The 12755-nt window shown below is 41.5% G+C and carries 11 protein-coding genes; 8 read left to right on the top strand and 3 right to left on the bottom strand.

The annotated features are described in order from the left end of the window. Nucleotides 1–32: 32 nt before the first annotated feature. Entirely contained in the window at nt 33–884 is an 852-nt protein-coding gene (locus QPX86_RS20300; RefSeq protein WP_285163756.1) for a glycosyltransferase family protein, read from the top strand. Between the two features lie 38 nt (nt 885–922). Here QPX86_RS20300 and QPX86_RS20305 read toward each other — a convergent pair whose 3' ends face one another. Further along, nucleotides 923–1954 carry a glycosyltransferase family 9 protein gene (locus tag QPX86_RS20305; RefSeq protein WP_285163757.1) on the bottom strand — a complete coding sequence of 344 codons (1032 nt, stop codon included), beginning with the start codon at nt 1952–1954 and terminating at the stop codon, nt 923–925. A 92-nt stretch (nt 1955–2046) separates the two neighbouring features. On the opposite strand from QPX86_RS20305, the gene QPX86_RS20310 reads away from it, so the two are divergent. Then, the gene (locus tag QPX86_RS20310; RefSeq protein ID WP_285163758.1) at nt 2047–2760 is read left to right on the top strand and encodes a 3-deoxy-D-manno-octulosonic acid kinase; all 714 of its coding nucleotides are present in this window, start codon (nt 2047–2049) and stop codon (nt 2758–2760) included. 10 nt (nt 2761–2770) lie between these two features. Here the strand turns inward: QPX86_RS20310 and waaA are convergent, their stop codons facing one another. After that, the gene (gene waaA / locus QPX86_RS20315; protein ID WP_285163759.1) at nt 2771–4066 is read right to left on the bottom strand and encodes a lipid IV(A) 3-deoxy-D-manno-octulosonic acid transferase; all 1296 of its coding nucleotides are present in this window, start codon (nt 4064–4066) and stop codon (nt 2771–2773) included. A gap of 323 nt (nt 4067–4389) precedes the next feature. On the opposite strand from waaA, the gene QPX86_RS20320 reads away from it, so the two are divergent. The 5 genes from QPX86_RS20320 (at nt 4390) to glpG (ending at nt 8851) form a co-directional block, all read left to right on the top strand. Beyond that, nucleotides 4390–5046 (top strand): TetR/AcrR family transcriptional regulator, encoded by a 657-nt coding sequence (locus QPX86_RS20320; protein WP_220752599.1) that lies wholly within the window; start codon nt 4390–4392, stop codon nt 5044–5046. A gap of 287 nt (nt 5047–5333) precedes the next feature. Continuing rightward, complete coding sequence (locus QPX86_RS20325; RefSeq protein WP_285163760.1) at nt 5334–6527, top strand: glycine C-acetyltransferase; 1194 nt, start codon at nt 5334–5336, stop codon at nt 6525–6527. Nucleotides 6528–6561: 34 nt separating this feature from the next. Beyond that, complete coding sequence (tdh, locus tag QPX86_RS20330) at nt 6562–7587, top strand: L-threonine 3-dehydrogenase (protein ID WP_285163761.1); 1026 nt, start codon at nt 6562–6564, stop codon at nt 7585–7587. A 119-nt stretch (nt 7588–7706) separates the two neighbouring features. After that, nucleotides 7707–8015 carry a thiosulfate sulfurtransferase GlpE gene (gene glpE / locus QPX86_RS20335; RefSeq protein ID WP_285163762.1) on the top strand — a complete coding sequence of 103 codons (309 nt, stop codon included), beginning with the start codon at nt 7707–7709 and terminating at the stop codon, nt 8013–8015. Then, nucleotides 8012–8851, top strand: a complete 840-nt coding sequence (gene glpG / locus QPX86_RS20340; protein WP_220752602.1) for a rhomboid family intramembrane serine protease GlpG — start codon at nt 8012–8014, stop codon at nt 8849–8851. The genes glpE and glpG overlap by 4 nt, the downstream gene beginning before the upstream one ends. A gap of 71 nt (nt 8852–8922) precedes the next feature. Here glpG and elbB read toward each other — a convergent pair whose 3' ends face one another. Next, nucleotides 8923–9579 (bottom strand): isoprenoid biosynthesis glyoxalase ElbB, encoded by a 657-nt coding sequence (gene elbB / locus QPX86_RS20345; protein WP_285163763.1) that lies wholly within the window; start codon nt 9577–9579, stop codon nt 8923–8925. A 385-nt stretch (nt 9580–9964) separates the two neighbouring features. Between elbB and polA the strand changes: the two genes are divergently transcribed. Beyond that, a complete protein-coding gene (gene polA / locus QPX86_RS20350) occupies nt 9965–12727 on the top strand; it encodes a DNA polymerase I (RefSeq protein WP_285163764.1) in 2763 nt (920 codons plus the stop codon). Nucleotides 12728–12755 lie beyond the last annotated feature (28 nt).

Here is a 12755-nt window from a genome sequence, read left to right on the forward strand (position 1 = left end):
TGTTTTAACCCTATTAAATTTACAAGGTGTATATGAAAAAGGCCATTTTCACTCTCGCTATTGGGGATAACCCAATGTATAAAGCTGCACTAGAAAGCTTTAAAATATACGCAGATAAAGTCGGTGCTGATCTGATTATTTCAGATCAATTGCATTACAAAATTAATATTGAGAATCCGCTGTACTCTGCGAGTCCGGCTTGGCCTGAAAAATTATTTACGGCAGAAATTTTAAAAAAATACGACCGAGTGCTATACCTTGATGCAGATATCTTGGTAACGCCTCATGCACGCGATATTTTTGATGAATATCAAGACCTTGATACTGTATACATGTTCGACGAGGGTCAACACCTTGATCGTAATTTACCCATAAGCCAAATATCTGCAGCGTTAGGTGAAGTTGATGGGTGGAATAAAGTAAACGGTCAGCTTAGTTACTATAATTTTGGCATGTTTTTAATTTCTAAGCCTTGTAAATTATTTGAATTAGCGACCTTAGATGGAATGCAAAAAGTCTGTAACCACGTAAAGTTTTACGATCAGACTTACGTTAATTACATCATACAAAAACATAAAATTTCAAACCAGTGCGTTGATCCCGAATTTAACCGTATGGAGTTTTTGGGCCAAGAAGGCTATAAGAAAGCCGACTTTATTCATTACGCAGGCCGAGGATATCGTATTAAGTGTCCAAGTAGAGAAATTCGTTATGTGGATGACTATTGTCAATTATATTCGGATAATGTCTCTACAGAAGAGAAGCGTCAAATGAAATTGGATGCATGGAATTTATTTACTAAAAACCTTGCTAAAAAAAGCTATATCCCCCAAATCATTTTAAACTTAATTGGTAAATCTACAATTGGTAGAAAGTGGCTATAAATTTAATTTAAAATCGAAACTTAGCAATCATTAGATTGCTAAGTCATACTATCAAACTGCTGAATGACTTTCTCAACGCTTATCAAGCTCATCAAGTCATCCCCTTTGGCCCGTTTCCCCCAAGGGATCGTCATGTTAGGGAATTGCTGACGAATAACCTCATCATAAACACTCACCACTTGCATTAAGGACATATATGGCCCAGTTCGCCCAGGGTTAGAATGTGCGTATAACCCTATCACTGGGGTGCCTTGAGTAACGGCCATATGAGCAGGGCCAGTATCAGGAGCAATCACAACAGAAGCCCTATTTAACACTGCTAATAATTGAGTCAGTGTGGTTTGCCCCACCTTGTTTTCTATAGATTGCGAGGCAAAATGGTTAATTGATGCGGCTAAATCAACTTCAAGCTGACTAGGGCCGCCACACAATATGACCCGATAGCCTTTTGATACGGCATGATCAGCCACTGCAGCATATCGCTCTGGTAACCAATTACGTTCAGCTTTACTAGCTGCAGGGCAAATGACTAACACTTTTTCAATTTCAGCAATCAGCTCATTTGCAAAGTCACTATCTGACTCTGTTACTGGAATGTTCCACTTCGGCGATAAGTCTTTCACACCGATGGCTTTGGCAAACCCCATAAAACCTTCCAGCACATGAGGTGTTGCTAGTGGCTCTACAGCTTTATTAGTCACTAACCATTGCCCTTCTTTAGCACGTGCTTTATCAAAACCGATACGAACCCTAGCCGAAATCATTAAGGATGCTATGGTCGCTCTTAGTGCAACCTGCATATGCAATAACACATCAAACTTCTGCCCTAATAAGCTCTTTCTTAATGCGGCATAACTACGCCAACCTTGGGATTTATCGAATATAACGAATTGCACGTTGGGTAAGTGTTTTAACAGCTGATATTCAACTTTACCGATAACCCAAGTGATGTGTAATTGTGGGTATTGTTTTTGAATAGCTTGCACCATCGCCACCGCATGACAAACATCACCTATGGCAGATAAGCGAAGTAAACAGAGGGATGTCATTGATGCATAGTCAGCTTTCATGGGCGCAATTAACCAGAGTAAGTACAAGAGTTCGATCTTAATGTAGAATAAGCTTTATAGCCACCGACAAATCAAAGCTTTGTAATCCACTTATGCAAATAAAATCAACCAACAAAGGTATTATCGCTTGGTGCGATGATCTCGCTAAAGACCTTACATCTGCTCATTTTAGCCCAGAGTATTGGCAAATAAACGATGCCATTGTTGGCCAATCTAAAGGGCGCTACACAACTTGGTTTGTCCAATACCAAACCCAGCAATGGGTCTTAAGACATTATTGGCGTGGCGGATTAATCGAAAAGTTCAGTAAAGATGCCTATATCTTTACAGGTTTTGAGCGAACCAGAGCAATTGCAGAACTCGCTATTTTGGAAACACTTCACCAAGAAGGCTTCCCAGTCCCCAGACCGATTAGCGCCAACGTTGAACGTTTTGGTATCTGGTATCGTGCAGATTTATTAATTGAATTAGTTAACGGTGCAGATGATTTAGTGGCGCTGCTGACAAAATTGGAGCTAACAGCTGAGCAATGGCAAACGCTCGGTAAAACGATTGCGCAATTTCACGCTCGCGGTGTTTATCACGCAGATCTCAACGCCAAAAACATCTTGTTTGCTAATCAACAGTTCTACCTGATTGATTTTGACAGAGGCGAACTCAAAAAGCCTCATTCAAGTTGGCAGCAAGCAAACTTAAGTCGTTTATTGCGCTCATTTAACAAAGAGCAAACTAAATTACCAAATTTGAAATTTAACGATCAAAACTGGCAACAACTTTTGGCCGGTTACAATCAACATATGAGTTAAAAGAGCTAACCTAGCTCTCTTTACAATTGCTCAGTTGCAGCTGAGATTCAATAAGCTGTAATTGCTGAGCTAACGCGCCTTTATTTTGGCTAACGACTGTCAAACATGCTTGAGCAGCAAGCTGGTGTTGCTGCTTATCAGCAAACATTAACAGTAATTGTTTGGCTAACGAGTCCGCCCCTTCTACCACGCTGAGTCCACCAGCTTGGTCCAATAACGCTGTAATTTCAGAAAAATCCCAATGGTGGGGACCCACACTTACAGGCAGACCCATTGCGGCAGGCTCAAGCGGGTTATGGCCGCCATTTTCAATTAATGTCCCTCCGATGAAAGCATAATCGGCTGCGCCATATAGCATCAGCAACTCTCCCATCGTATCGCCAAGTAGAACTTGAGTTTGCTCGGTTACCGCCTCATTCATACTGCGTCTTGATAATGAAAGACCATGCTGAGTTGTTGCTACCGCTGCGACATTAAACTGCTCTGGGTGCCTTGGCGCCATAATCAACAACGCTTGCGGATATTCGGCTAAGACTTGCTCATGAGCCTTAAGCATTATTTCAAACTCACCGGGGTGAACACTGCCAGCAACCCAAACAGGTACATCTATTTTTTGCCATTGTTGACGTAAAGTTTTAGCTTGTTGATGTTTACTTTCATCGATCTGTAAATCAAATTTTAAACTGCCACATACTACTAACTTTTCAGGATTGACTCCCAAAGACTCAAACCGTTCAGCTTCCAACTTCGTCTGAACAGCAATAGCGTCAAGCGAAGTTAACATAGGTGTGCTTAGTTTCGACTGTTTTTCATATTTGGCTGCAGACTTAGCTGACAATCGAGCATTTGCCAGCACTATTCGAGCTTTGCTAAGTTTGGCGTAGTGAACCAAATTAGGCCAAAGCTCAGTTTCCATAATGATGAATAACTTCGGCTGAACTTGCCCCAAAAAACGCTTCACGCAAACACTAAAATCAAACGGTAAATAACAATGTTGGACTCGCTTACCTAGTTGTTCACTAAATGCTTTGGCCACTTCTGCAGAGCCTGTTGGGCTAGTCGTCGTTATCGTGAACGTTGAGTCAGGATAGGCAGCCATTAGATTTTTAATCAGCGGAATTGCTGCTAAGGTTTCTCCCATAGAAACACTGTGGATCAACACATCTGATTGCGAGAGTCTCGTAACACCAAAACGCTCGCCCCAGCGGTAACGATAATCTGGACTTTTAATACTCCGAAAAGCCAAATACATCACCACAAGCGGAGAAAGAAGATAGAGTATGAAAGAATATAGGCCACGAGTCATGAAAGAGTCTTAATCAGTTTTGCTTGTCGGATAAACACAATGTTAACATAAACCCAAACCACATAAATATGTGATCATTCAACATAAACTCAGCTCAGTGAGCTTGGTTGAATAACCACTAAAAAATTCTACATTCAAACAATTGATGCAGAACTCATTCGGGCGATTAAATATTATTTAATTAAACTAGCCGATGTGATTATGTGTCTTCTGAACTGACCAGATATTAATGTGGTTTGAGATAACATTCATAAGGATATGCGCTAAGCGTCGTATTGAGTCGTCGAGACTCCTGTATTTAGCAATTGATAATTGGAATCGATATGAAAACCCGCGATAAAATAGTTTTTGCCAGTCTTGAACTCTTTAACGAACATGGTGAACGTAATATCACCACTAATCATATTGCTGCGCACCTCAACATTAGTCCGGGCAACCTTTATTATCACTTCCGTAATAAAGAAGATATTATCAACTCGATTTTTGCCTTATACGAAAGTCATTTAGAGTCAGGCTTTAAACCATACGAAGATACCAGTGTCGATATTGAGCTGTTGATGGGTTATTTCGATGCGATGTTTTATACCTTGTGGCAATTTAGATTTATGTACGCCAATCTTGCTGACATTCTTAGTCGTGACGAAGCGCTAAAAGCGCGCTATTTAAAAGCCCAAGAGCAAGTGCTTAGTCGTTCAAGCAATGTATTAAGAAAATTAATTAGCGACGGTTTTCTTGAAATCGAAGACAGTAAAGTTACCGCGTTAGCTGATACCATTAAAATGATGGTGAGCTTTTGGATTAGCTACCAATTGACCCAATCAAGTACTTCAACCATCACCAAAGCCACTCTTTATGAAGGTTTATTGCGAGTGCTGATGATATTTAAGGCATACTCAGCCCCAGGCTCTGAAGCGACTTTTACTCGCCTTGAACAACATTATCTCGAAGTTGCTTCACAAGAGCGTAATGCAGCAGCGTAATGTCTTAATTTATTGCTCAGCCACCAGCACATACAAACTGCCTTTTTAGGACTAAAATAGAGTCATAAAAAGGCGGCCTTCTGTTTTGTTAACACACTAAGTCATTCATAAACCTATAATTAGCCTTCGCTTGTTATGGATTAGTATATCTAATGTGAAAACAGCTCTAGCCCTAATCATTTTGATGTCGCTATTCAGGTTAAAAAAAACACTGTAGAGCCATTAAGATTAAGGTTAGAATGCCGCCAAGCGATTTCCATATTAAAACTATATTTAGGAGAAATCAGGTGGCCTCTACCTCATTTTACGACCGCATAAATCAACAACTTGTCGATGTTAAAGCTGAAGGCTTATATAAGAGTGAACGCGTCATCACTTCTGCCCAAAAAACAGCCATTAACGTAAATAGTGAAGAAGTCATTAACTTCTGTGCCAACAACTATTTAGGTCTCGCAAATCACCCTGAATTAATTAATGCGGCACAAAACGGATTGAACAGCCACGGCTTTGGTATGGCATCAGTTCGTTTCATTTGTGGTACGCAAAATATCCATAAGCAATTAGAAAATAGCCTTAGTGAATTTTTAGGCATGGAAGATACTATTTTGTATTCTTCTTGTTTTGATGCCAACGCAGGTCTATTTGAAACACTACTTGGCCCTGAAGATGCCATCGTATCTGATTCTCTAAACCATGCTTCAATCATTGACGGTGTGCGTTTATGTAAGGCTAAGCGCTTCCGTTATGCCAACAATGACATGAGCGAACTTGAAACTCAGTTAAAAGCTGCTAAAGAAGCTGGCGCACGTGACATTCTTATAGCCACTGACGGTGTGTTCTCAATGGATGGCGTCATCGCTAACCTACAAGGCGTATGTGACTTAGCAGACAAATACGGCGCACTAGTGATGGTTGACGACTCTCACGCTGTTGGTTTTGTCGGTGAAAACGGCCGTGGCACTCACGAGTTTTGCCAAGTAATGGACCGTGTAGACATTATTACAGGCACACTAGGTAAAGCATTAGGTGGCGCATCTGGTGGATTCACTTCTGGTAAAAAAGAAGTCATCGACTGGTTGCGACAGCGATCTCGTCCTTACTTATTCTCAAATTCATTAGCACCTTCAATTGTGAGTGCATCAATTCATGTGCTCGAAATGCTGAAATCTGGTCATGCACTACGTGAAGCAGTATGGGAAAACAGCCGTTATTTCCGTGAAGAAATGACCAAAGCAGGCTTTACTCTAGCTGGTGCTGATCATGCCATTATCCCTGTGATGATTGGCGATGCAAAATTAGCGGGTGACTTCTCAAACCGTCTCTTAGCTGAAAACATCTATGTTGTTGGCTTCTCGTTCCCTGTTGTGCCAAAAGGCCAAGCGCGTATCCGTACGCAAATGTCAGCCGCACATACACGTCCTCAAATCGATAAAGCGATTGAAGCCTTTACCCGTATTGGTAAAGAAATGGGCATTATTTAAGGTCGAAGCTAAGATTGAATGTAAGGTCGAAACAATGAAAGCATTAAGCAAGTTAAACCCTGAAGAAGGCATCTGGATGGTTGATGCACCTAAGCCAGAAATGGGTCATAACGACCTATTAATTAAAATTCGTAAAACCGCCATTTGCGGTACTGACGTGCATATCTATAACTGGGACGAGTGGTCACAAAACACCATTCCTGTGCCTATGGTTGTCGGCCATGAATATGTCGGTGAAGTTGTCGATATGGGCCAAGAAGTTCGTGGTTTTACCGTAGGTGACCGCGTGTCTGGTGAAGGCCATATTACCTGTGGTCATTGTCGTAACTGCCGCGGTGGTCGTACCCATTTATGTCGTAACACTTCTGGTGTTGGTGTGAACCGTGATGGCGCGTTTGCTGAGTACCTTGTCATTCCAGCATTTAATGCCTTTAAAATTCCTGATGATATCTCAGATGACTTAGCTTCAGTATTTGACCCATTTGGCAATGCAGTACACACCGCACTGTCATTTGATGTGGTCGGTGAAGATGTATTGATCACGGGTGCAGGCCCTATCGGTATTATGGCTGCTGCTGTATGTAAGCATGTTGGCGCCCGTCATGTGGTGATTACTGATGTCAACGAATACCGTCTAGATTTGGCCCGTAAAATGGGCGCAACTCGTGCGGTTAACGTGGCTAAAGAAGACTTAAAAGATGTCATGAATGACTTAGGCATGACCGAAGGGTTTGATGTCGGGTTAGAAATGTCAGGCGTGCCTTCAGCATTTCACTCTATGCTCGATACCATGAACCACGGTGGCAAAATTGCCATGTTAGGTATTCCTGGTGGCGACATGGCCATTGATTGGAGTAAGGTTATCTTTAAAGGGCTTATCCTTAAAGGTATTTACGGTCGTGAAATGTTTGAGACATGGTACAAAATGGCAAGTCTAATCCAGTCTGGTTTAGATTTATCACCTATCATTACCCATCACTTCTCAATTGATGACTTCCAACAAGGTTTTGATGCTATGCGTTCAGGCCAGTCAGGTAAGGTCATTTTAAACTGGGATTAACTTCCATCGTAAATTACCGCAATCAATTACCAAATGAATAAAGGGGTTGTATCAATACAGCCCCTTATTAGATACTTCAGTTATTACTTTTATCCCATTTCACATAGCAGCGGTATAGCATGAGCACATTTAAGCACCTTTCAATCAATGAATTAATCCATATGACAGCAGACTCAAATGATGTCCAAATTGTCGATATTCGCGATGCTGCCAGTTACGCAGCCGGTCATATTGAGGGCTCTATTCACCTTACCAATGAAAATATCGCTCACGTTATGGCAGATGCTGACATGGATAACCCACTCGTTGTAGTTTGCTATCATGGAATAAGTAGTCAAGGCGCTGCAGGTTACTTGATTGAGCAAGGTTTTGATGACGTATATAGCCTAGATGGTGGCTTTACTGCATGGAGCGCTGCACACTCATGATTGAAATAGGCCAACTACCTCACGCTCGCGCAGCACAGGCTTTTATCGACTACTTGAAAGGGTTGGATATTGAGTGCGTGCCTATCGTAAATGAACATGGTGTAGCATTGGTCGTGTATCAAGAAGATAAAGCCGAACAAGCTAAATATGAGTTTGAACAGTTTAAGCAAAACCCGTATCAGAAAAAATATCTAGAAGCCTCATGGGACAATGGCTCCACTCAAACTAAGCTAGATTACGGTTCCTCTTCCTTAGGGCTAATTCAGCAGTTCATTACTGGAGCAGGGCCACTCACTTTAGTTACCTTTTTTGTGTGTGTCGCTGTTTTTGCAGCGATGAACCTTGGTTTTGCGAATCAAGTTTTCAGCCATTTATCATTTTTTGGTGCTGTACCAAACAGCGACTTTAGCCAGATATGGCGAGTATTCACCCCAAGCTTAATGCATTTCTCTGCAATGCATCTCCTATTTAACCTACTTTGGTGGTGGTATTTAGGCGGTAAAATTGAAACCAAACTCGGCACTCGGCCACTGGTTTTCTTACTGATCGTTGCAGGTAGTTTACCAAGCCTAGTGCAATACATGATGACAGGTCCCAATTTCGGCGGGCTATCGGGTGTAGTTTACGCTGTGGTTGGTTACACATGGATTATGGGTCAACGCGCCCCAGAATCTGGCATCGGTATCCCGAATAGCTACATGACGTTTATGCTCATTTGGTTAGTGCTCGGTTTTACTGATTTACTCGGCATGCCGATAGCAAACGGTGCTCATATTGGTGGATTGCTAGTTGGGTTAGCCCAAGGGGCATTTGATAGTAAGCAGAAGAATAATTAGGTTATTTTAAAAGGCTTTCTATCAGAAAGCCTTACTCAGACTTAAAACCGCATTATATAAAAGTATAAAAGCTAGCGAATCATTTTTAAAACTTGGTTGACCAGCTTTTCAATGCCGACCTGCGCCTCAGCAATCGAATTCGCCAGCATATAAGCCGGTGTGGATACCACAAGATTATCTATATCGACCACGATTTCTTCAACGGTCGCATCACAATGTTCGCCTCCCATTTCGGTATAGGCTTGCGCAGTGCCGCTATCGTTTCCAATTGTCCCTTTAATTCCTTTTGGATAAAGTACGGGCATCATTACTGGTGCAATACACATGAAACCGATAGGCTTTTTCGCTAATACAAACTCTTGAATGAAACTCTCTACGTCAGCGTTTAATTTGCAGCCACTTCCCGCTACCGCAAAATCACATAAGTTTTTAGCAGCGCCAAAACCGCCAGGTACTATCAAAGCATCGAACTGGTCTATATCTAGCTCAGTTGTATTAAGTACTTCTCCACGAGCAATACGTGCTGACTCTTGCAATACATTACGTGATGCACCAGTGCTAACTTCGCCATTAAGGTGATTAACAACGTGCATTTGTTCTATATCTGGTGCAAAACATTGATAATTCACCCCAGCTTTAGATAGTGCAAGTAGTGTTAATACCGATTCATGAACTTCTGCACCATCGTAAACCCCACACCCACTGAGAAGCACTGCAATATTTTTCATTTCTGTTCCTTGGAAAAGTGATTAATTTAACTTTTTTTAAACAAATCTATTGATCTGATTAAAAAACGTGCTAACTTAGTTTCTCGAATTTATTTCACGGCTTAAAAACTGTACCAAATAATCGAGTAAATCAATAAGAATATTAAAAAAGTCCACATAATCGGAATATTTTTTAAAACTACTATTTAACTCACAAAATTATTAAAAAACAAAACTAATCAATAAGTTAAGAGTTTTATTCCCAGTCGTAATTAAAACACCCTTAGATGATATATTAATTCACTCACAGACTTATCCACAGCCTGAGAGTTAATTTTCCGTGGCCGAAAATCCTTGTATGTGGCATTCTAAGGCCATCTCAGAATACTGAAAATGAAAACAGACTATGCCAACAATCCCCAATAATCCACTCGTCCTTGTGGATGGTTCTTCTTACCTTTATCGCGCATTTTATGCACCACCACATTTGACTAATTCAAAAGGCGAAGCAACTGGTGCTGTTTACGGTGTAGTCAACATGCTTCGCAGTTTAATGAGCCGTTACAATCCCAGTCATATTGCTGTGGTCTTTGACGCCAAAGGCAAAACATTCCGCAATGATATGTACAGCGAATATAAAGCCCAACGTCCGCCGATGCCGGATGATTTACGTTCACAAATTGCGCCGCTACATGCCATCATTCATGCGTTGGGTTTACCCTTAATCTGCATTCCTGGTGTAGAGGCTGATGACGTCATTGGAACAATTGCGCTAAAAGCCAGTAAAGAAGGTCGCGCGACCTTAATTAGTACTGGCGATAAAGATATGGCTCAACTAGTCGACGAGCACGTTACACTAATCAACACCATGACAGATACCATCATGGGGCCTGATGAAGTCACAGAAAAATTTGGTGTCGGACCAGAGCTCATTATTGACCTACTCGCCATGATGGGTGACAAAGCCGATAACATTCCTGGCTTACCTGGAGTTGGTGAAAAAACAGCTTTAGCGATGCTTACTGGAGTAGGCGGTGTCGATAAACTTATCGAAAATCCTAACAGTGTATTAGATGTCACTTTCCGTGGCTCTAAGACAATGCCTAAAAAGATTGAAGATAATAAAGAGATGCTACAGTTGTCTTACGATCTTGCTACCATCAAAACCGATGTTGAATGGGATGATGATTGGGCACCACTTGAGATTAAACCTCAAGATCGAGATGAGCTTATAAAGCTGTTCGGTGAAATGGAGTTTAAACGTTGGTTAGCTGAAGTATTAGACAACAAATCTGGCTTTTCAGCAGCCACATCAACCTCAAATACTGAGGATGTTACGCCACCAGCTCCAGCTTTAGAAGCCGAATATGAAACGATTCTCACCGAAGCGGATCTAGCTAAATGGGTTGCTAAACTATCAAAGGCGGAATTAATTGCTGTAGATACTGAAACTACTAGCCTTAATTATATGGAAGCTAAATTGGTGGGTATTTCGTTCGCAGTAGAAGTCGGAAAAGCTGCTTACTTGCCATTGACTCATGACTATTTAGATGCGCCAGAGCAGCTACCACTTGATTACGCTTTAGAGCAATTAAGACCCATTCTTGAAAGTGATACCATCAAAAAAGTTGGCCAAAACCTTAAATACGATATCAGCATCTTTGCCAATGTAGGTATTACCCTTAAAGGTGTGCGCTTTGATACCATGCTTGAGTCCTATGTGTTTAACTCAGTTGCTTCACGTCATGATATGGATGGATTAGCCCTTAAATATTTAGGTCATAAAAATATCAGTTTTGAAGAAATAGCCGGTAAAGGTGCAAAGCAACTTACCTTTAACCAAATCGATTTAGCGATTGCTAGCCCGTATGCCGCAGAAGATGCCGATATCACTCTACGCTTACATGAACACCTATGGCCAAGAGTTGAAAAAGAATCTTCTCTAGCATCGGTATTCAATGAACTTGAATTACCACTTATTCAAGTTTTATCAGATATTGAACGTCAAGGTGTGTTGATTGATAGCATGTTGCTAAGCCAGCAAAGCGATGAATTAGCGCAAAAGATTGATGAGCTTGAAACCAAAGCCTACGAAATCGCGGGCGAGAAGTTCAACTTGAGTTCTCCTAAGCAGTTACAAGCACTATTTTTTGACAAACTCGGCTACCCGGTCATCAAAAAAACGCCAAAAGGTGCGCCTTCAACAGCTGAAGATGTATTAATTGAACTGGCCTTAGATTATCCATTACCAAAGCTCATTTTACAGCACAGAAGCCTGTCTAAGCTTAAAAGCACTTATACAGACAAGCTACCTTTAATGGTCAACTCAGAAACGGGTCGCGTTCATACCAGCTATCATCAAGCTAATGCTGCAACAGGCCGATTATCATCAAGCGAGCCTAACTTACAGAATATTCCAATTCGTACAGAAGAAGGTCGCAGGATCAGACAAGCCTTTATCGCACCAGAAGGTCGCAAAGTGCTTGCAGCCGATTACTCTCAAATCGAGTTACGCATTATGGCCCATTTATCACAAGATAAAGGGTTATTAACGGCCTTTGCTGAGAATAAAGATATTCATAAAGCAACTGCCGCTGAGGTGTTTGGGGTGCATTTTGAGGAAGTCACCACAGAACAAAGGCGCCGAGCAAAAGCGGTTAACTTTGGATTAATTTACGGTATGTCAGCGTTTGGCTTAGCTAAACAATTAGATATTCCTCGTAAAGAAGCACAAACCTATATCGACACCTATTTTGCTCGTTATCCTGGTGTCCTTAAATACATGGAAGATACCAGAGCCTTAGCAGCTGAAGTTGGATATGTAGAAACACTGTATGGCCGACGTTTATACCTACCAGATATCAAAGATAGAAATGCGATGCGTCGTCAAGCAGCTGAGCGCGCAGCAATTAATGCTCCTATGCAAGGTACGGCAGCCGATATCATCAAAAAAGCGATGATCAGCATTAATCAATGGATTAAGAATGATACCCAAGGCGAAATTACGATGATGATGCAGGTTCACGATGAATTAGTCTTTGAAGTCGCAGAAAACCAAGCTGAGACACTTAAAGCCAAAGTGTGCGAATTGATGGCGCAGGCCGCGAGTTTAGATGTCACCTTACTAGCTGAAGCAGGTCTTGGAGACAACTGGGATGAAGCCCATTAGCGTCTATATATACCGGCTTCAAATCAGC

Origin of the sequence: Shewanella goraebulensis (genome assembly GCF_030252245.1) — a bacterium.
Taxonomy (GTDB): domain Bacteria; phylum Pseudomonadota; class Gammaproteobacteria; order Enterobacterales; family Shewanellaceae; genus Shewanella; species Shewanella goraebulensis.

Coding starts and splice junctions, on each gene's coding strand:
- QPX86_RS20300 (WP_285163756.1), top strand. CDS start 33: ATGAAAAAGGCCATTTTCACTCTCGCTATTGGGGATAACCCAATGTAT.
- QPX86_RS20305 (WP_285163757.1), bottom strand. CDS start 1,954: ATGAAAGCTGACTATGCATCAATGACATCCCTCTGTTTACTTCGCTTA.
- QPX86_RS20310 (WP_285163758.1), top strand. CDS start 2,047: ATGCAAATAAAATCAACCAACAAAGGTATTATCGCTTGGTGCGATGAT.
- waaA (WP_285163759.1), bottom strand. CDS start 4,066: ATGACTCGTGGCCTATATTCTTTCATACTCTATCTTCTTTCTCCGCTT.
- QPX86_RS20320 (WP_220752599.1), top strand. CDS start 4,390: ATGAAAACCCGCGATAAAATAGTTTTTGCCAGTCTTGAACTCTTTAAC.
- tdh (WP_285163761.1), top strand. CDS start 6,562: ATGAAAGCATTAAGCAAGTTAAACCCTGAAGAAGGCATCTGGATGGTT.
- glpE (WP_285163762.1), top strand. CDS start 7,707: ATGAGCACATTTAAGCACCTTTCAATCAATGAATTAATCCATATGACA.
- glpG (WP_220752602.1), top strand. CDS start 8,012: ATGATTGAAATAGGCCAACTACCTCACGCTCGCGCAGCACAGGCTTTT.
- elbB (WP_285163763.1), bottom strand. CDS start 9,579: ATGAAAAATATTGCAGTGCTTCTCAGTGGGTGTGGGGTTTACGATGGT.
- polA (WP_285163764.1), top strand. CDS start 9,965: ATGCCAACAATCCCCAATAATCCACTCGTCCTTGTGGATGGTTCTTCT.